This window comes from Alkalihalobacillus deserti, assembly GCF_020734105.1.
Taxonomy (GTDB): Bacteria; Bacillota; Bacilli; order Bacillales; family Bacillaceae_D; genus Halalkalibacter; species Halalkalibacter deserti.
On the sequence record NZ_JAJAFR010000012.1, the window covers coordinates 57,681 to 76,902 of the forward strand.

A 19,222-nucleotide genomic window follows, 5' to 3' on the forward strand; every position below is an offset into this window, starting at 1 on the left:
TTAACGAGTGCTAATTCATATTTTTTATTTACCATACTTTAATATATTGTGTCAACAATTATAAGGAGATTGATTTAATTACAGTAATAAATATAGATATTGAAAGACATGAATGAATAATTATAGGAATAACAGTAAATATGATATAATGAGCAAACTAAATATATTAGATCATTTACTGGAGGCAACATGTTAACATTTGAAGAAAAATTAGCAATTATTGAATCTTTCCCTGAACTAGAAAGAAAAGATGTCTCACTAGGAAGAGTTAATTTCCATTACAACATGAGTCACTATGATCAAAAAAACGTTGTTTATCATTTACATCCAAATGGAAATGGTTTTGTCTATGCTGGGAAAATGACAGGCTACCAAACAAATGATAAGGGGATGGTCAACATCCGTGATTTTACGGAAAAAGCCATTCGTTCTACGATCAGAAAATCTATTCTCTCTCTCATTCCAAAGCAAACGGAAGTAACAAATGAACCAAAAGAAGAAGTATGGATTAATGAGAATACTGTAACACTCACCTTACTAAAAGAAGAGGAAATCTGGAACGTTTATGCTGATGACAACATTCTAGACGGAACCTTTAATTCTTATGGAGAAGCCACGCAGTATTTAGATGAAGAAGGATTTTCACGGATTTAAAGATTATTAAAAAATAATGTTTTGCAATAAAAGCGATGCTATCAACTATGAGCATCGCTTTTATATATTTTAAGGGGAGACTAACTTTTTTCGGTTTTTCTACGTTTGATAATACATAAATTGAGGGTAGTAATCTTAGAAAACTGATAATAAGCATCAAAATCAGCCTCAATCCAGGATTATGGGAATTTACCACAACAGAAGCTGGCTGCCAATCATTCGGTAATAGGCCATTCCTCCGTGATAATTAGCATCTCTAACTATTTGATGTGTGCCCCCACATTCCTTATGGTTGAAATTCTCTCCTTTTAAAAAAACAGTTGAGATGACTGTCTCAACTATTTTGACTATCTTACTTAGATGATAATACAGTAATCTTTCCATCAACAACATCGACTTTAAATGAAAGAAGCTTTTCTTCAGTATCAATAATAATCGAAGTAATTTGATCTTCTATATGCTCTTGAATTGCACGACGTAATGGACGAGCACCAAAAGCTTTGTGATAACCAAGTTCGGCTACTTTTTCCTTGGCTTCATCTGTCACTTCAAGGAGAAAATCTTGTTCTAGAAGTGCTCCTCGTAGTTCCTCTAACATAATTTCAACAATTTTAATCAAATCATGTTTCTCTAAGTGCTCAAATTCAATAATCGAGTCAATACGGTTTAAAAACTCAGGTTTGAAGTATGCTCGCAAACTCTCTAGAATGCTTTCGGTAGCGAGTACCTGATGACCATCTGAGTCACTAAATCCAATTCCAGCTACCTTCTTATCGGTCACACCTGCATTAGACGTCATGATAATGACCGTTTCATTGAAACTAACCGTTCTTCCTTGGCTATCCGTCAGGCGACCGTCCTCCATTATTTGTAAGAACATATTCATTACGTCAGGATGTGCTTTTTCTATTTCATCTAAGAGAATGATCGAATATGGATTACGTCGAACTTGTTCCGTTAATTGACCGGCTTCGTCATGGCCTACGTATCCTGGAGGAGATCCAATTAATTTAGAAATAGAATGCCTTTCCATATACTCACTCATATCAAGACGTATCATGGAATCCTTCGTCCCGAACAATTCAGCTGCTAAAGTTTTTGTTAACTCCGTTTTACCCGTTCCTGTTGGGCCCACAAATAAGAATGAAGCTGTTGGACGAGACTTCGGTTTTAATCCTACACGTGCGCGTAGGATCGCTTTTGCGACTTTTTCAATTGCTTTGTTTTGTCCAATTACTTTCTTACTTAGATTCTTTTGTAAATCTTTCATTTTCAATTGCTCTGACTTCTGAAGTTGTTTAACTGGAATTCCTGTACTAGTTTCGATAATGTCTTGTATATGCCGAATCGTAATTTCAGTCGCAGGTACCAATATTCCGTTTTCAATTTTGCTTTTTAACGCTAGCTCTTCATCGCGAAGCTTTGCTGCTTTTTCATAGTCTTCTTGTTTTGTTGCACCCTCTTTTTCACGAGTAATATCATCAAGACGTTTTTGTAATTTCACTTTATCTGTTTCTTCTTGTGTTAAGTTTAATTTAGAACCAGCTTCATCTAGTAAATCAATTGCCTTATCCGGTAGGAAACGATCTTGAATGTAACGATCAGATAACGTCACACAAGCCTTTAACACTTGATCCGAATACGTCACATTGTGATAGTTTTCATAAATAGGTCGAATTCCTTTTAGAATTTCAAATGCTTCATCTACGGTTGGTTCCTTTACGACAACTGGTTGGAATCGACGTTCTAAGGCTGGATCTTTCTCAATCATTCGATATTCTTTTAATGTAGTTGCGCCAATAATCTGGAAATCTCCTCTTGCCAATGCTGGTTTTAATATATTTCCTGCATCCATTGAGCCTTCAGATGTACTACCAGCACCGACCATCATGTGTAACTCATCAATAAATAGAATCACATTATCACGTTGTTGTAGTTCACTTACAAGTTTTTGCATATTTTCTTCAAATTGGCCTCTATAACTTGTACCAGAAACTAAAGAGGTAATGTCTAATACATATACTTCTTTATTAAGGAGCTTTGATGGGACTTCTCCTTTGACAATTTTAAGAGCAAATCCTTCTGCGATTGCCGTTTTACCCACCCCTGCTTCACCAATTAAGACGGGATTGTTTTTAGAACGTCGATTTAATACTTCAATAGCGCGTGCAATTTCTTTCTCGCGACCAATGACACCATCAATACGTCCTTGTCTCGCTTCTTCAGATAAATTACGCCCATGTTGATTTAGAAATCCACTTCCTCCTTGTTTTAAAGGAGTTTCTTTTACTTGTTGTTGTGTAAACCCATTCGCAAATTGATTTCCTTGTGCTTGGATAAATCCTTTGAACAGATCATCAAAGTTAAACGAGTTCATTCCAATCTGATGGTTTATTTGACCATAACAATCTGAACACAATGAAATTTTCTTTTTTGATTGATTAATAATCAGGTTTATTGAAACATCTGCTTGATTTTTTTGACATTTTTCACATAACATATTTTTCATCCTTTCAATCCTTACTTTGACTTTGACTATCTTTGATCAATTTTATAAAAATTAAAGCCCGTAGGCTGTATTAGTGATTAAGATTATTATATTTGACCTTATTTGACTTTTCAAGTGAAAAGCACTGAAATGTTAAATCCATTATAATAACTACGCAAAAAGACCAGTTCCATCAGGACCTGATCTACTTATTTCTAATTAGAGCCGCCATTGCCGCTTAATATAAGTTAACCACCACTTCTAAAAGTGGTGGTTAACTTATATTTATCACGTACAATGCAGCGCAATCTGTATCGATAACGTTCGATAAGCCATGTTTTGTTCCTTTGTACTGCAAACGGTTTTACCCTCGTACTCCGGTGGTAATCATCTATCTACAGTTGGCAATACCAATCTGTCTATCTCTCCGTTGTTATTCCTTCAAGATAGTTCCCCTACCAAGTTTGGGTTTCTCGCTCGTGGGGTTTACCGCGTTCCACCTCTTTCATTTCTAAAAGAGCTTCGTCACTGTGGCACTTTTCAGGGGTACTCAACCATAGCCTGTGGCCTTAGGCGTTTTTCCCCGCCGGCAATCCAGTAACACCAGATTGCCCTAGCTTATTGTTTCGCTAGGCACGAACACTACGATCATTTCAGATCGTGCGAGCATGGACTTTCCTCTACACCTAATGATGCAGCGATTACCTAAACGTTATCTCAGTTGCTGTAGCAATAGTATATAATGAATTGTAATTCTGCGCAACTAGAAATATTTGGATATCAGTTTTCTAAGATGCCAATGTTTAAAGTAAAGCAATATCAAAAGTACCCCTCTAGTTAACTAAGCTATTTCATCAAAACCGGTCCCTTCCGTCCATTTTTCAATTTAAAATAGGTTTTAAGAGCTTGATCGGAAATATCTTGTGCCATTCCTTTTCTTCCGCCCCCATCATCCAATTTCGCAAAAGGAACAACAACTGCAAAGGCAATCTCAGGAGCATCATAAGGAGCATAGCCAACTAACGTTTGTGTATTCCCCTCTAAAAACTGTCGATTGTTATCGCTTCCTACGGCAATCCCGACCTGGGCTGTCCCCGTTTTCCCAGCTGGTCGATAAGTAGCATCCGCAAACTTCTTTGAGGCCGTCCCTCTAGTCATTACTCTTCTAAGTCCCTTTTTTACCCGTTTGATATGAGCATCGCTCATATCAATACGATTTAAGATTTCAGGTTCAAAACTCTGTACAACGATACTAGGTTCATTTTCTTTTATAGCAGGTTCTCTAATTTCTCGGACAAGTCTAGGTTGCATACGATACCCATCATTAGCGATCGTAGAAATATACTGAGCTAGTTGTAAGGGTGTGTACGTATCATACTGACCAATCATTAAATCCATTAGATTCCCGCCAACTTCACTTTCTCCTTTAAGTCCTGTTTCATAATAGGGTAAATCAATACCTGTTTCAGAACCCAAACCGAATTGACTAAAGCTGTTGCGAACCACACTATAGGCTTCTCTAATCGATTCACTATCCCATCCACAATGCTTGTTGGCTCCTTCGTAATAACACTTAGCTAATCTCATCCCAATTTGGAACATGTAAACGTTAGACGATTGTTCTAGTGCACGTAAGTCGTTAACAACACCTAACTGATTTGTCCAAGATTTTTTCACTGGTGTTGCCGGCAATCGGATAGGTTGATCATGAAATTGATCTCCAGGCTTAATAATTCCAGATTGAAAACCTGTTAAAACGGAAGCTGCCTTTACAGTTGATCCCATTACGAAAGCTTTTGTAACATTTCCAATATGGTCATCATAATTCGTGCTTTCATAATCTGCCCGGTCTAAGAAACCTGCCATCGCCAAAATATCACCTGTTCTGGGATCCATTAAAACCGCGTAAGCTGAACGATCTTGCAGGAACGCATAGTTTCCAGCTTTTTCCATTTCATTTTTTAATATATTTTCTAGATGTTGTTGCAACTCCATGTCAAGTGTTAATACAAGATCATTTCCTCTTTTACCTAGCTTGCTATTGGTTTCAAGATGAATTGTTTGATTAGCTGATTTTCTTGTGATACTTTCGATAACAGCTTTCTCTCCGCGCAATACATCTTCATACCGGGCTTCAAGAAAACTAACTCCCACTAAATCTGAGCGCTGATAACCTCGTGATTCATAATAGTCAACTTTCTCCTTTGGAATAGCATTTATAGATCCAAAAAAACTACGAAAAGAATCTCCGTACAAATAGGTTCTAGTCGAATCTCGTAAGATGTCTATACCAGGCAGACGATCTAAATTTTCACTGATGACATGTGATTCTTCCTCTGTTATGTTCTTTTTAATAGACTGAGGGATGTTCGCGTGCCCACGTTGCATTTTACGAAAAATAGCTATAACTTTATGATCTTTGTCAGTTAATGCGGTTACCCTGTCATCAGGAATTCTTGAAATTTCTAGTCGGTATTCTTCTGAAAACGATTCAATTTCCCTACGTTCCTTTTTACTTACTAATTTATAGCGAGATTCTTCATCCATCTGCAATAGAAGATATTCTCTTCTATCTCTATCTGTTATTCGCCTTGTGTCGATTTCTAACATAGGCTCTAATGCTTGAGCAATACCTAGAATTTCCTTCGTGTTTACTGTGCTAGAAGGGTTTGTATATGTAAGAGACAATTCTAATACATTATCAACGACAACATTTCCATACCTATCATACATAATACCTCTTGGTGCGCTGATTTTTGAAGTTGAATTAGATGTTGATTCAAGTTCATTAATATAATCTTCTCCTTGTACGATTTGAACGATACCTAACCGTAAGATCAAACCCGAGAACAAAAGGAATATCACAAAAAACAGGACATTAACTCGAAAGGTTAAATGAGTTCGTTTATTTTTGCTACTCATGATATCCCCCTATTTATAATCATATCTTTGTATTAAAGAGGCTAACCAAAAAACGAGATATTATCAAATACCGTTAATTTTAATTAAAAATACAAATCGATCCTTCCAAAAATTACTGTAATCGTTTTCATCAATTAATTACATAATATTAAAAGTTGAAAAACATACTAACTTCAAAACCAAGAAAGAGGTGTATGTATCATGGCAAATAACAATAATTCAAATCAATTATTAGTTCCAGGTGTGCAGCAAGCATTAGATCAAATGAAGTATGAAATTGCTTCAGAATTTGGTGTTCAATTAGGCGCAGACACAACTTCCCGTGCTAACGGCTCTGTTGGTGGCGAAATTACAAAGCGTCTTGTTCAAATGGCTGAGCAACAAATGGGTGGAACTCAGTTTTAATCACTGTAATAGAATAATGAGATTGCTTTGATAAGTAAACCACATTATTTAAGATCTAAAAAAAATAATCTTCTAAAATTTCACGTAAAAAGGCTTGAGGGTTTTATTATTCCCCCAAGCCTTAATTAAGTTATTAAATCATCTTGGTGAATAAAATATCCTCGATCTTCAGATACTACTAGACAGTCTGGATCCCGGGAGAATAGCTTCAATCAACATGAATATAAATGGGTACCATGCAAAACAAATCTTCTTAATTGATGAGAATGGCAAATAGAAATTTACCTTATAATGCTTCAATAGCATTTAGTTCCTCTTCTAAAAAGTTCATTAATTCTTTAATCATATCCTCCGAGAAGTCAAAGCGGATGCCTGCCATTTGATACACTTCAGGCAATGATTTGGAAGAACCTAGGGAAAGAGCTTTTTTATAATTTTCAAGTGCTCCTTTTGGGTTTTCACGATATTGTTTATACATTTGAACCGCGCCAAGTTGCGCAATGACATATTCAATATAATAAAACGGCACCTCAAATATATGAAGGACTCTTAACCAAGCAATTTGTTGCCATTTTTCATGCCTGCTCCAATCCACGACATTAGAATCTAGCTCATTCATAAGCTCCATATACTTCTGATTTCTTTCAGCTGCCGTATGTGTAGGATTTTCATAAAGCCAATGCTGAAACTGGTCAATAATCATCCCTTGAGGTAGAAAGTTAATAATATCCTTCAATTGCATTTTCATAGCTCGTTTCAACTCATACTCATCCTTGTAAAATAAAACCCACTGATCCATCGTTAATAATTCCATCGACATACTTGCGAGTTCCGCTGATTCCATTGGTGCTTCTTGATAGTCACTTACAGGCTGTTTTTGCATAAGGTCATTATGAATACAATGTCCCATTTCATGAAAAAGAGTTATCATATCATCATGTGTTGTTGATGCGTTCATAAAAATAAAAGATAAGCCAGATAAAGGAAGAGATGAGCAAAAACCACCAGGTGCCTTGCCTTTTCTACTTTTTAAATCAAGCATGCCTCTTTTGTCCATCGTCTTTAAAAGTTCTGAGAAGCGACTATCTAGGTTTTCAAAAACAGCTGCTGTATTCTCAATTAGATCTATAGTATCTTTAAACGGTTGCAAAGGAGTTTGGCCAGCTGGTACGGCATGTAAATCCCATGGTTTATATGTATCAATCTCAAGTTCAGTTTGATGCTCTCTTTGAAGCTTTTCTTTAAGTGGTTTTACATACTTCTGAATTGAATCTGCTAGTACTTTACAATCCTCTGGCGTATAGTCAAAACGCTCATACTCCTTAAACATATAATCTCGATAATTAGCAAGACCTGCATTTGCAGCTTTTTGGTCCCGTATGACGATTAAATCGTCCATAATTTTTTGAAGCTTAGGCTCAACTGAAGTAAACGCTTCAGCTGCTAATGTTGCAGCTTTTTCCCTTGTGTTTCTATTAGCATCTTGCAAGTAAGGTGCTAACTGACTAATCGTTAATTCTTCATCATCCATCTGGACCGTTAATGCCCCAGTGTGTTCAAAGTACTCTGTAGCAAGACCATCTTCCTTGATTTCAAGATCAATATTTTCTAACCTAAATAATTCTTTCGCATTTTTTTTGCTCTTAATTAATGGCTGATAAAAAACTGAATCTAACTGTTCTACATGGTTCGATGCCAAAAATTTATCATTTAAAAGTGAAATGTATTTTTTATACATCGGATCAATCACATTTTGATCATGTTCAAATACTGCTTTTGCTTCCTTTGAGTCACTTTGACATTGAAAATCTATGTAGTGCCCAGACATTGCCTCATCGAGTGCTCTTTTAAGCTTAGATTGTTCCTTAAGCCAACTTTCAACCTGTTCTACTGTTTCGAGTGGTTGCTTAAGCAACTTTTCAAATGCATTCTCCACTTCTTTTGGATTTTGAAAATCATACGTTTCTATATAATATTTGGACATTGAGGAATCTCCCTTTTTGTGAATTCATCCTATCAAAACCGTAGCATTAAAAAGATGAATTCGATTCGACCGAATTCATCTTTTTTTACGACTATTATTTTTCCATCCAGTTTGTATGGAACGTTCCTTCTTTGTCAACACGTTGATACGTGTGTGCTCCGAAATAGTCACGTTGCGCTTGCAATAGATTAGCTGGAAGTGTAGCTGTACGATAGCTATCATAATAAGCTAATGCGCTTGAAAGACCTGGTACTGGAATCCCAATTTTGATGGCAGTAGCAACAACGTCACGAGCTGCCTCTTGATAGCTCTCCACAATTTCTTGGAAATATGGATCAAGTAATAAATTAGTTAAGTTAGCATCACGATCATAGGCTTCTTTAATGTTTTGAAGGAAGCGAGCACGAATAATACAACCACCTCTAAAGATCATCGAGATATCACCTAAGTTTAGGTTCCAATCGTATTCTTCAGATGCCACTTTCATTTGAGCGAATCCTTGAGCATATGAAACAATTTTACTTAAATACAAAGCCTTACGAATTTTTTCAACAAACTCTTTCTTTTCGCCTTCAAAAACAGCGTTTGGACCACGAAGGATGCTACTAGCCTTAACTCTCTCTTCTTTCATTGCAGATAAAAAGCGCGAGAAAACAGATTCGGTAATGATCGATAACGGCACGCCTAAATCCAGTGCACTTTGGCTTGTCCATTTACCCGTACCTTTTTGGCCTGCTGTATCTAAAATAACATCAACCATGGGCTTACCTGTTTCTTCATCTACTTTTGTAAAGATATCAGTAGTAATATCAATTAAGTAGCTATCAAGTTCACCTTGGTTCCATTCTTTAAAAATTTCATGAAGCTCAGCAGCACTTAAACCAAGAACATCTTTCATTAAGTGATAAGCTTCACAGATCAATTGCATATCTCCATATTCAATACCATTATGAACCATTTTTACATAATGACCGGCTCCATTTGGCCCAATATACGTGCAACAAGCATCGTCTCCAACCTTTGCTGCAATCGCCTTAAAAATCGGTTCAACAAGATCATATGCCTCTTTTTGACCTCCAGGCATAATGGAAGGACCTTTAAGAGCACCTTCTTCTCCACCTGATACACCAGTACCGATAAAGTGTACTCCCGACTCAGCAAGATCTTGATTTCTTCGACGCGTATCCTCAAAGAATGTATTACCTCCATCGATTAAGATATCGCCTTTTTCTAAATGAGGTAAAAGTTGTTCAATTGTTGCATCTGTTGCTTGACCTGCCTTGACCATCAATAAAATCTTTCTTGGCGTTTCAAGAGAGGCAACAAATTCTTCAATATTATATGTACCTAAAACATTTTTACCCTCTGCTTCTTTTAACATGTCTTCTGTCTTTTCAGCCGAACGGTTAAATACGGAAACACCATAACCTCTACTTTCAATATTCAAAGCAAGATTACGACCCATTACCGCAAGACCAATAACTCCAATTTGTTGTTTTTCCATTATCTACCACTCCTAATTCAATCTTTCTATAGTGTGCTCTGACTTTACCCAATACATAATCATTTTCTCATAACATTTCATCTTCGGGAAGAGTTTTTGACTTCTTGATTATATTACTACCAACTTCGAGTAGCAAATTTTTTTATAATCGAATGCAATCAAACAGAACGTTTGTTAGCTTATGCTACTTTTAAGTACTCGAAATAACTTGCAAAATAAACATACTTTTTAACATTTCAGCTTAATCATCAGATGCGAAAACGAATCTCAAAACGGGAGGACTAATTTTTAAAACTTGAAAATGACCCTGACTTAAATCAAGGTACTGTAAACTTGCTTTCCTATAAACATATAAAAAAGTAAAAAATTTCTTAATAAAAGCCTATCTACCACTCGTCCAATTTACATATCTATCCATTAACCTGTTAATAAAAATAGCTTGCTTGCATATGATGAATCAAACAAGAAAAACAAATTGGTAGGTGATTATTTGAAACGGCCTCGAATGATACAGTACAATTTTCAAAACTTACAAGAGAAAAAAATGACTTTTGACCAAGTGTTTAACCGTATTATTAAATTTATGAAGATTAAACCAAGTGGAAATTATCGACTTATGGTCGGAACCGACTCACAAGTACATTCAAAAACCACTGTTTTTATTACTGGAATTGTCATACAACATACGGGTAAAGGAGCTTGGGCCTGTATTCGGAAAGTAGTGGTCCAAAGGAAAATGCTGCATTTACATGAACGAATTTCACTTGAAACAACTTTAACAGAAGAAGTTGTATCTATGTTTACAGAAGAAAAGAAAAACCGGATGATTGACATCGTTTTACCTTATTTGTATCAAGGTGCTACGTTCTCTTTTGAAGGTCATATTGATATTGGCTCTGGCCAAAGAAATAAAACACGTGAATTTGTTAATGAAATGGTTGCTCGTTTGGAAGTGATTGGAGTTGAGCCTAAAATTAAACCTGATGCGTTTGTTGCATCAAGTTATGCAAATCGATATACAAAAAAAGCAGGTAAATACACCCCTACTTAAATTACTTGCAAACGGCCAGATATAGTTGTAACTGCACGACCGCCTACTTTTGCGATCATTGTACTCTTCCTACATGATGTTTGAACCTTAACATAACCTGGTCTTCCTATCCTATGGCCTTGAGCAATAGTAAATTCATGTACACTTTTGTCATCAAGGAATCCTTCTAACATTAAATAACCAGCTAATGCACCATTTGCTGATCCCGTAACAGGATCTTCTGCAATGCCAACTGCCGGAGCAAAATCACGAGTATATAGCAAGCAATCCTTCTCTTGACTATCAAACGTAAATAAATGATCGTACAAATATTATTATTTTCATTATGTGATTCTAAACGTTTCAAATTCGGAACTGCCGTGTCTAGAGCTACTCTTATTTTTACAGGAATCAATAAATGCCAATTGCCAGTATAACCTAACTTGATTGGATACTACGGTCTATATCTTCTACTGAGAGACCCATTAAAGTAGACACTGTATCAAGATTTAATTCTATATCTTTCACTTTAGGTTTTACTTGTGTCATCATCAGGTTTTCATCAGCTATTTCTAATGAGATAATCCCAATAATTGTCTCTAAACGAATGGTCTCCTTTTCTCCCCAACCATATTCAGATACTAAGATCCAAGTAGAACCTAAAGTAGTATGACCGCAAAAATCAATTTCGTTGCTCGGTGTAAAAAAAACGAATTCGAAAGTCTGCTTGATTATGATTACAAGCAGTTAGGAAAGCCGTTTCGGATTGATTTAATTCTTCGGCTATTTTTTGCATCGTTTCAATTGAAAGTGGATCGAATTCAGGAACAACACCAGATGGATTTCCTCCAAAAGCAGCTATGTAAAGGCATCAACGTGATAAATATTCATTTTCAACTCACTCTCTCACCTAGTAGTTATTCCATGGTTTTTATAATATAACAAGTGACCATACAAACACTTTATTTTGAATTTGATTCAATCATCCATTTGATTAAACTAAGTTCCTTTTCGGTAAGTGTTCTACTTAGATTACGTTCGAAATAAGTTGCAAGCTCATTTACTGTTAATTTATCCAATTTATTACACCCTTTCTCATAAAATGATCATTCAGATTTTTCTAGATTTAATCGTTGTTCTTTTAAAATATGTCGTTGCGCTCTCTTTCGCTTTACCCAATTAAACACAAGCAAAAGGCCTACTAAACTAATTGCAATTGTACTAGAGTACCATATATGGGATGAAATCCATTGAATCATAAGGTCAAATCGAGGTATTACCCACAAAACACTTAAAAATAAAGTAAATACGATTATTTTCACAAAATCTGACACGCGTATTCCCCTCCAAAAGTTTGTCCCTATCACTTATATATGAGAAAAATGTGTAAAGATGTCAGTTTTTTAATAAAATCCAGAAAAACTTAATTAATATTAAAAACAGAATTACTTAGGTTAAAACAATAATGAAATAATTATATAAATTGAGTAAAACATAGCACTTATGTAAATTCTCAAATTTCAGAATTTTCCGTTTACCAATTTCAGTTTACATGATATTATGTTCTTACTTAGAAGAGGTGACAGATATGAAAACAATCTGGTTATTGCTATCTGGTATCATATTATTATCTGCATCCTCTACATCATTTTTCTATCCAACCAAAGGTTCAGCGTATGTCTATGACCACGTAATGGTTAGTCAAGATTTGACTACACAAGAAAATTTGTTCTCAAAAAGCCAAAATGGACTAATACCATTGATGGTACTTGGCATTTTTCTAGTAATCCATATCTTTTTTTTACTTAGAAAAAGACTAATCTCTCACCAAGCAAAACATTTTTTATTGGCCGTATTTTATCAGTCGAACAACTTTTTAGAAGCATTCGTTTTCTTTGTAAAAATAAGTAGAACGGAGGAAACGATATGCTATTATTACGTGCACTAACCATTTGTATTTTCTCAGCTTGCGCTCTTAGTATTTTCTTATATCAAGGAATAGAATTTACTCATGCGATATTTGATCTTATGAGAAATAAAATAAAATTTTAGATTAATGTAGTATGTCTAATAAAAGACATTAAATCTCTCCCAGTTTAATAGATTAAACAGTTAAAAGCGCAATGGATTTTAATGATCCCATTGCGCTTTTTAACGTTAGTTAAATTAAAAATTTTAGTATACCTCTTCAAATTCTAAACTCTCTAATTCATTAATTTTTTGGAATCTAACAGAAAAAAGCGTTTTGTTTAATTTTATATGCTTACATTCAAACTCAAACTACTTATCACTATAGATCCCACACCAATCTAATAACGTTAAGGCAATAATTTCTGCTGCTTCAAATACATGATCAAGAACAATATATTCATTAGGGAAATGTGCTTTTTCTGTTACACCCGGTCCGAATATAATTGATGGTGTATCACCTAACTCGGTTAATAACCCCCCGTCTGTTCCCCACGGAGATGCTTCAATAATAGGGGACTGGTTTAATACGGTTAAATAATTATTAGATAAGGAATGTACTAGAGGATGATCTACCTCTATCGAACTTGGCAACCACCTTGCCCCAAACCACTCAAGCTTAACAGGATGTCGCTTAAACCAAAGGTCTTTCTCAACTAATCTATTAATCCATTTCTCCATTTCCTCTTTTGCATCTTCAATAGGTTCATCTGGTGCTACTCCCATTCTACCTTCTATCTTTACCAGATCTGCAACAGACGATGGCCAATCACCGCCTTCAATCTTTCCAATGTTGATTGGAATTGGGATAGGGATTTTGTTATATAAAGGGTCTGAGATTCGTTTATTTCTTTTCGTTTCTAATTTCGCTATATGGTTAATGACAACCATACTTTTCTCAATTGCACTGACTCCTTCATAACGAGTACCACCATGAGCAGACCGCCCCTTGACGTGTAATCTGAACCACATCGAACCTTGTTGTTTGGGGAAGATTTTCATATTTGTGGGTTCAGGAATTAGAGCTGCATCCGCTTTATAACCTCTTAAAATAGATGATAATGTTCCAGAGCCGCCACTTTCCTCTTCTATAACACTTTCAAAAATAACATCGCCTTTTAGTTTAATGTTTAATGCTTGAAGGGCTTGAATCGCTAAGAGAAGAGAAACATTTCCGCCTTTCATATCGGTTACGCCCCGACCATACATTTTGCCGTCTTTAATCGCACCACTGTACGGCTCAACGTCCCATTGCTCTTTGTCTCCTGCTGGAACAACATCAATATGACCATTTAAAATGATTGACCGGCCCTCCCCTTTTCCTTTTAAGACACCTACCACATTAGGACTTCCAGTAAAGTCGGAACGAGATGATGCAAAATAAGGATGCTTCTTTAATTCGTTCCCCTTTTGTTCCCATAAATCAACATCCAACCCCATGCCAGTTAATGTTTCCAAAATAATATTTTGCGCTTTTGCTTCGTTTCCTTGTGTACTTTCTGCTTGCACTAATTTTTGAAGCAATTGTATACCAGCATTCTTGTTTTCGAAAAGCCATTGTTTAATTTGTTTTCTTAACTCTATTTCCTTGTTCATCTCCATTCTCCTCCCTGCAATCTTTCACAATTCTAATTGAATCAGGTACTAATAAGGGAGCTTCAGTTAGTTGAATGACGTCTTCAACTGTATGTGGTGCCATTACCTCACTTAATATTAACCCTTGTTCTGTTCTATGAATCACAGCCATATCCGTAATGATCATATCAACGCAAGCTTTTGCTGTTAAAGGAAACCGACACTCTTTTAGGATTTTCGGCTCTCCTTTTTTACTTGTATGGTTCATGACAACAATTACTTTCTTTGCCTTTTTTGCTAGCTCCATCGCCCCGCCTATACCAGGCACTCTTTTTCCAGGAACAATCCAATTAGCTAAATCACCCTGTTCACTTACTTCTAAACCACCTAAAATGGTCATATCAATATACCCGGACCTTATCATGCCAAAAGCTGTCGCACTATCGAAGAAAGATGCTCCTGGCTTGATCGTAACTGGAAGTCCGGCAGCATTACAAAGCAGTGGATCTTCTAGCCCTTTTTGAGGTGACTTATCCATACCAAGAATGCCATTTTCGGCATGAAACATGACATTAAAAGAAGTTGGAATATGATTTGCAACAAGGGAAGGAATACCAATCCCTAAATTAACAACCATACCATCTGCTATTTCTTCAGCTGCTCGTTTGGCCATTCGATTACGGATGTCTATTCCCATGACCATTTCCAATCGACTCCTTTGCTTTCAATCACCATGTCTACGAATATACCTGGTGTTACAATCTCAGTGGGTTCTAATTCCCCGAGTGGAACAATTTCATCTACTTCGGCAATTGTGTAGGTTCCAGCCATGGCGACCAATGGATTCGTATTTCGGGCACTTGTCTCATACACTAAATTACCGTAATAATCAGATTTTTTTGCGGAAACAATGGCAACATCCGCTGTTAAAGCTGTTTCAATTAAATATTCCTTTCCATCAATAAAAACTTTTTCTTTTCCCTCCTCAATAATGCTTCCTACCCCAATATCAGTTATGATTCCCCCAAGACCCACCCCTCCTGCACGAATTCGTTCAGCCAACGTTCCTTGTGGTGAAAATTCAACTTCTAATTTACCGTCAACCATTAACTGCCCAGCAACAGGATTTGATCCAATATGTGATGCAATTAATCTTCTCGCTCTACCTTGACTGACAATTTTCCCAATTCCAATATGAGGAAAGCCAGCGTCATTTCCAATTAAGATTAAATTTTTAATATCTTTTTCGATCATTCCATTAATCAATGTCGGTGGATTCCCCACGCCCCCAAATCCACCAAACATTAAGGTGCATCCATCACTAATTTTTGACAACGCCTCATCGAGTGTACCGATTTTACTAGAAGTATTTTTCGGTTTGACCATATCCGCCACTCCTATCCAGCCTGAATTCCTTGTAAAACTTCATCAAAAATAGTTACTATTTGTTTCATTTCCTTCTTTTTTATTAGTAAGGGAGGAGCAATAATAATGGCATCTCCCATCCTGCCATCTACTCCTGCTGATGCCGGGTAGAGGAGTAGCCCTTTCTCTCTAGCACGTTTAATCACTTTATTCGTTAATCCTTCCCCGGTTGGAAATGGTTCTTTTGTGAGTTGATTTGCTACAAACTCTACTCCAATCATTAAACCTTTCCCGCGAATATCACCAATTAGTCGTTGTGATTTAGCCATTGATTGTAATTTAGTCATTAAATACTTACCGTTTTCAGAGGATTTCTCGACCAAATGATGCTTTTCTATATAGTTAATAACAGCTAATGCAACTGCAGTAGATTGTGGATTTGCACTATACGTGTGGCCACTCATAACTGAGTTTGATCCTTCGATTATTGGCTTCACGACCTTTTCATTTGCTAGAGTAGCTGCTATTGGGGCATATCCTGCACTCATTCCTTTGCCAAGAGCGATAATATCAGGCTTAATACCCCAATAATCCATCGCAAACATCTTCCCTGCTCGACCAAAGCCAGTCATTACTTCATCTGCAATAAATAAGATATTATGCTTTTCGCAAATCTGTTTAATTCTTTGATAGTAGCCTTCTGGAGGTACAATAACTCCTCCAGCTGCACCAACTATCGGTTCTGCAATAAAGGCAGCAATTTGCATAGAACCGATGCGATTAATTGCCGTTTCAAGTTCAGTTGCACAAGTTAGATCACAACTTGGATAGGACTTATTGAATGGGCAACGGTAGCAATATGGCGGAGAAACAGATGGGTAGTCTTCTAAAAGTGGTTGGAACCGTTCTCTCCTTCCCACATGCCCAGACATCGATAAAGCACCAATGGTAATGCCATGATAACTAATCCAACGAGAGAGTATTTTCGTTTTCTTATAATCCCCTTGTTCTTGCCAATGTTGAATTGCTATCTTCATAGCCGTTTCTGTTGCCTCAGAACCGCTATTGACAAAAAACGACCAGTACCGTTCTTCAGCTCCTACTAGCTCGTTAAGCTTAAATGCCAACTCTTCTGCAGGATCAGATGTAAATTGTGATCGATATACGAAAGAAAGTTTCTTAGATTGGTCATGCATAGCTTTGATGATTTCTTTCACGCCATGGCCGATACTTGCTGTAATAGCACCCGATGATCCATCTATATATTTCTTTCCTTGATCGTCGTATAAATAAATGCCTGAGCCACGAACTGCTTTAGGATAGAAATCATTCATCATTGGTTTAATTAATAATGATTCTTTCATCACGATCCCTCTCTCTTTTTAAATGAAGGGCAACACATTATTTTAAAAACGGAAATAATTGTGTTTTAATAATTTGGGTTGAGCCATTAATTGCGTATATGTTATTGTTTTCTCAAGGTTCTTTGTATCAATAATCATTAATTGATCTTCTAATTGAATAATTGTGCTTTCCGTTTGATATTCCATCCCACAGGACTTACAGTAAATTCCTGGTGTTTCTGTTATTTCTATGGCACGGGAGCCATCTGGCAGCTCCCAATAAACCGTACAAGAGATTACTTTTGCCCCATCTTCTTCACACCATTCACACTTCATATTTCCATCTCCTTTCAGTAAGATTACGTTCTATGATTCATCCTTTTTCTTAAACTGAGCTTGATATTTCTTCTCTTTCATTTGATCTCTTTTTTCTCGTTTATCCTTTAAAGTTGTATATCCTTCCGATTGTTGATAATTAGTACGACGATTATACCGTTCTAATGATTTTGGAACGATCGTCATTTGCTCATCATTTAAAATCGCTGAAATACCTGTATTTCCTTGTTTTTCTTTATAATTTTGATAAATATTCTCGAAGTATTCATCCGCACGACCCGAAACATACCCTTTTGGTTCTGGGTAACTTGTAATCACTCCCTCGAAGTTTCTAAGAATGACTTTTTCTGGGCTTTGGGAGATCATATAATTGGGTTGTAAAGTGATTTTTCCGCCACCTCCTGGTGCATCTACGACAAACGTAGGTACACTATAACCGGACGTATGACCACGCAAGCCCTCAATGATTTCAAGTCCTTTCGAGATAGGAGCCCGGAAATGTCCTATCCCTTCAGACAAATCACATTGGTAAATATAATAAGGACGAACTCTAATTTTCACTAGGTCAAGGTTAAGCTTTTTCATGATAGGCAGGCTGTCATTGATTCCAGCTAAGATGACTGCTTGGTTTCCTACTGGAACTCCCGCATTTACTAACATTTCACAGGCTTTCTTGGACTCTTCTGTAATTTCAATAGATGTATTAAAGTGAGTATTTAACCATACTGGATGATACTTCTTCAAGATATTACATAAATTTTCTGTAATTCGTTGTGGAAATACAACCGGTGCTCTCGTTCCAATTCTTATAATTTCAACATGAGGAATATCTCTAAGGTTCTTTAATATATATTCAAGAATCTTGTCATTAATTAGTAGACCGTCACCACCTGAAAGAAGGACGTCTCGTACCTTTGGTGTGTTACGAATATAATTAATCGCATCATCTAGTTGCTTTTTTGGAACTCCCATTCCAATTTGACCTGAAAAACGTCTGCGTGTACAGTAACGACAATACATCGAACATTGATTAGTTACTAGAAAAAGTACACGATCCGGGTAGCGATGAGTTAATCCTGGTACCGGAGAGTCCTCATCTTCCTCTAGTGGATCTTCCAAATCGTATTTTGTTTTATTTATTTCTTCTCCAATTGGAACAGATTGCATTCGAATTGGACATCTTGGGTCATCTGGATTCATAAGTGATGCATAATAAGGTGTAATATTAAGCGGAATGGTTTTCGTCGATATAAGGACTCCTTCTTCTTCCTCAGGAGTTAGATGAATGACTTTCTTTAGATCATCTAAAGTACGAATCGTGTTGGTTAATTGCCAAATCCAATCATTCCACTGCTCATCTGTGACATCTTTCCACAACTCAATTTCTTTCCAGTGACGTTTCGGTTCATATAAATCCATTTTCATATTGATCCCTCCTATTTCACTCTTACTTATTCATTAGCAATTTCCGTGCCAACTTTCTAAGCTTGAGGAATGTTGACTAATTGCTAACATTAATTGTCTAAAGAGGATTATCATCGTAATTATTAATAAAAATACAAATAAACTGCCGAATATTGAGCAGTTTATTTGTATTTAATTGTTTTTTATAATGCCTGATTTCTGGCAGAAAGTTTAAAACTCGGCA

At 36.3% G+C, this 19,222-nt stretch carries 18 protein-coding genes and 1 other RNA gene; 4 read left to right on the forward strand and 15 right to left on the reverse strand.

Features of this window, described 5'->3' with window-relative positions:
- The first annotated feature begins 189 nt into the window (after positions 1–189).
- Positions 190–654 carry a hypothetical protein gene (locus LDX58_RS18100; protein WP_227938219.1) on the forward strand — a complete coding sequence of 155 codons (465 nt, stop codon included), beginning with the start codon at positions 190–192 and terminating at the stop codon, positions 652–654.
- 352 nt (positions 655–1,006) lie between these two features.
- Here the strand turns inward: LDX58_RS18100 and LDX58_RS18105 are convergent, their stop codons facing one another.
- The 3 genes from LDX58_RS18105 to LDX58_RS18115 form a co-directional block, all read right to left on the reverse strand.
- The gene (locus LDX58_RS18105; RefSeq protein ID WP_227938268.1) at positions 1,007–3,154 is read right to left on the reverse strand and encodes an ATP-dependent Clp protease ATP-binding subunit; all 2,148 of its coding nucleotides are present in this window, start codon (positions 3,152–3,154) and stop codon (positions 1,007–1,009) included.
- A 311-nt stretch (positions 3,155–3,465) separates the two neighbouring features.
- An RNA gene (rnpB, locus tag LDX58_RS18110) (RNase P RNA component class B) lies at positions 3,466–3,855 on the reverse strand.
- A gap of 133 nt (positions 3,856–3,988) precedes the next feature.
- On the reverse strand, positions 3,989–6,064 hold the full coding sequence (locus tag LDX58_RS18115) for a peptidoglycan D,D-transpeptidase FtsI family protein (RefSeq protein WP_227938220.1): 2,076 nt from the start codon (positions 6,062–6,064) through the stop codon (positions 3,989–3,991).
- A gap of 201 nt (positions 6,065–6,265) precedes the next feature.
- On the opposite strand from LDX58_RS18115, the gene LDX58_RS18120 reads away from it, so the two are divergent.
- Entirely contained in the window at positions 6,266–6,469 is a 204-nt protein-coding gene (locus LDX58_RS18120) for an alpha/beta-type small acid-soluble spore protein (protein ID WP_227938221.1), read from the forward strand.
- 286 nt (positions 6,470–6,755) lie between these two features.
- On the opposite strand, the gene LDX58_RS18125 is transcribed toward LDX58_RS18120, so the two are convergent.
- Together LDX58_RS18125 and gnd are read right to left on the reverse strand one after the other, a co-directional pair.
- A complete protein-coding gene (locus LDX58_RS18125) occupies positions 6,756–8,453 on the reverse strand; it encodes a M3 family oligoendopeptidase (protein WP_227938222.1) in 1,698 nt (565 codons plus the stop codon).
- 94 nt (positions 8,454–8,547) lie between these two features.
- Complete coding sequence (gene gnd / locus LDX58_RS18130) at positions 8,548–9,957, reverse strand: NADP-dependent phosphogluconate dehydrogenase (protein WP_227938223.1); 1,410 nt, start codon at positions 9,955–9,957, stop codon at positions 8,548–8,550.
- Positions 9,958–10,501: 544 nt separating this feature from the next.
- Between gnd and LDX58_RS18135 the strand changes: the two genes are divergently transcribed.
- Positions 10,502–11,008 (forward strand): ribonuclease H-like YkuK family protein, encoded by a 507-nt coding sequence (locus LDX58_RS18135; protein ID WP_227938224.1) that lies wholly within the window; start codon positions 10,502–10,504, stop codon positions 11,006–11,008.
- Here LDX58_RS18135 and LDX58_RS18140 read toward each other — a convergent pair.
- From LDX58_RS18140 to LDX58_RS18150, 4 genes are all read right to left on the reverse strand, one after another.
- On the reverse strand, positions 11,005–11,271 hold the full coding sequence (locus LDX58_RS18140; RefSeq protein WP_265416750.1) for a PhzF family phenazine biosynthesis protein: 267 nt from the start codon (positions 11,269–11,271) through the stop codon (positions 11,005–11,007). The genes LDX58_RS18135 and LDX58_RS18140 overlap by 4 nt on opposite strands.
- A 154-nt stretch (positions 11,272–11,425) precedes the next feature.
- Positions 11,426–11,722, reverse strand: coding sequence for a PhzF family phenazine biosynthesis protein (locus LDX58_RS18145; protein WP_308017566.1), 297 nt, complete (start codon positions 11,720–11,722; stop codon positions 11,426–11,428).
- Entirely contained in the window at positions 11,670–11,783 is a 114-nt protein-coding gene (locus tag LDX58_RS26480; protein ID WP_308017565.1) for a PhzF family phenazine biosynthesis protein, read from the reverse strand. Before LDX58_RS26480 ends, LDX58_RS18145 begins: the two co-directional genes overlap by 53 nt.
- 310 nt (positions 11,784–12,093) lie before the next feature.
- Entirely contained in the window at positions 12,094–12,321 is a 228-nt protein-coding gene (locus LDX58_RS18150) for a hypothetical protein (protein ID WP_227938226.1), read from the reverse strand.
- 254 nt (positions 12,322–12,575) lie between these two features.
- On the opposite strand from LDX58_RS18150, the gene LDX58_RS18155 reads away from it, so the two are divergent.
- On the forward strand, positions 12,576–12,935 hold the full coding sequence (locus LDX58_RS18155; protein WP_227938227.1) for a hypothetical protein: 360 nt from the start codon (positions 12,576–12,578) through the stop codon (positions 12,933–12,935).
- Positions 12,936–13,267: 332 nt separating this feature from the next.
- On the opposite strand, the gene LDX58_RS18160 is transcribed toward LDX58_RS18155, so the two are convergent.
- The 6 genes from LDX58_RS18160 to kamA are packed head-to-tail and all read right to left on the reverse strand — an operon-like array spanning position 13,268 to position 18,999.
- Positions 13,268–14,557: a peptidase gene (locus LDX58_RS18160; RefSeq protein WP_227938228.1), complete on the reverse strand. Its 1,290-nt coding sequence runs from the start codon at positions 14,555–14,557 to the stop codon at positions 13,268–13,270.
- Positions 14,517–15,233, reverse strand: a complete 717-nt coding sequence (locus LDX58_RS18165; protein ID WP_227938229.1) for a 3-oxoacid CoA-transferase subunit B — start codon at positions 15,231–15,233, stop codon at positions 14,517–14,519. Before LDX58_RS18165 ends, LDX58_RS18160 begins: the two co-directional genes overlap by 41 nt.
- Positions 15,218–15,916, reverse strand: coding sequence for a CoA transferase subunit A (locus LDX58_RS18170; RefSeq protein WP_227938230.1), 699 nt, complete (start codon positions 15,914–15,916; stop codon positions 15,218–15,220). The genes LDX58_RS18165 and LDX58_RS18170 overlap by 16 nt, the downstream gene beginning before the upstream one ends.
- A gap of 11 nt (positions 15,917–15,927) precedes the next feature.
- Entirely contained in the window at positions 15,928–17,259 is a 1,332-nt protein-coding gene (locus tag LDX58_RS18175; RefSeq protein ID WP_227938231.1) for an aspartate aminotransferase family protein, read from the reverse strand.
- 42 nt (positions 17,260–17,301) lie between these two features.
- Positions 17,302–17,574 carry a YokU family protein gene (locus tag LDX58_RS18180; RefSeq protein ID WP_227938232.1) on the reverse strand — a complete coding sequence of 91 codons (273 nt, stop codon included), beginning with the start codon at positions 17,572–17,574 and terminating at the stop codon, positions 17,302–17,304.
- 30 nt (positions 17,575–17,604) lie between these two features.
- The gene (kamA, locus tag LDX58_RS18185) at positions 17,605–18,999 is read right to left on the reverse strand and encodes a lysine 2,3-aminomutase (protein WP_227938233.1); all 1,395 of its coding nucleotides are present in this window, start codon (positions 18,997–18,999) and stop codon (positions 17,605–17,607) included.
- Positions 19,000–19,222 lie beyond the last annotated feature (223 nt).

Coding starts and splice junctions, on each gene's coding strand:
- LDX58_RS18100 (WP_227938219.1), top strand. CDS start 190: ATGTTAACATTTGAAGAAAAATTAGCAATTATTGAATCTTTCCCTGAA.
- LDX58_RS18105 (WP_227938268.1), bottom strand. CDS start 3,154: ATGTTATGTGAAAAATGTCAAAAAAATCAAGCAGATGTTTCAATAAAC.
- LDX58_RS18115 (WP_227938220.1), bottom strand. CDS start 6,064: ATGAGTAGCAAAAATAAACGAACTCATTTAACCTTTCGAGTTAATGTC.
- LDX58_RS18120 (WP_227938221.1), top strand. CDS start 6,266: ATGGCAAATAACAATAATTCAAATCAATTATTAGTTCCAGGTGTGCAG.
- LDX58_RS18125 (WP_227938222.1), bottom strand. CDS start 8,453: ATGTCCAAATATTATATAGAAACGTATGATTTTCAAAATCCAAAAGAA.
- gnd (WP_227938223.1), bottom strand. CDS start 9,957: ATGGAAAAACAACAAATTGGAGTTATTGGTCTTGCGGTAATGGGTCGT.
- LDX58_RS18135 (WP_227938224.1), top strand. CDS start 10,502: ATGACTTTTGACCAAGTGTTTAACCGTATTATTAAATTTATGAAGATT.
- LDX58_RS26480 (WP_308017565.1), bottom strand. CDS start 11,783: ATGCAAAAAATAGCCGAAGAATTAAATCAATCCGAAACGGCTTTCCTA.
- LDX58_RS18155 (WP_227938227.1), top strand. CDS start 12,576: ATGAAAACAATCTGGTTATTGCTATCTGGTATCATATTATTATCTGCA.
- LDX58_RS18160 (WP_227938228.1), bottom strand. CDS start 14,557: ATGGAGATGAACAAGGAAATAGAGTTAAGAAAACAAATTAAACAATGG.
- LDX58_RS18165 (WP_227938229.1), bottom strand. CDS start 15,233: ATGGTCATGGGAATAGACATCCGTAATCGAATGGCCAAACGAGCAGCT.
- LDX58_RS18170 (WP_227938230.1), bottom strand. CDS start 15,916: ATGGTCAAACCGAAAAATACTTCTAGTAAAATCGGTACACTCGATGAG.
- LDX58_RS18175 (WP_227938231.1), bottom strand. CDS start 17,259: ATGAAAGAATCATTATTAATTAAACCAATGATGAATGATTTCTATCCT.
- LDX58_RS18180 (WP_227938232.1), bottom strand. CDS start 17,574: ATGAAGTGTGAATGGTGTGAAGAAGATGGGGCAAAAGTAATCTCTTGT.
- kamA (WP_227938233.1), bottom strand. CDS start 18,999: ATGAAAATGGATTTATATGAACCGAAACGTCACTGGAAAGAAATTGAG.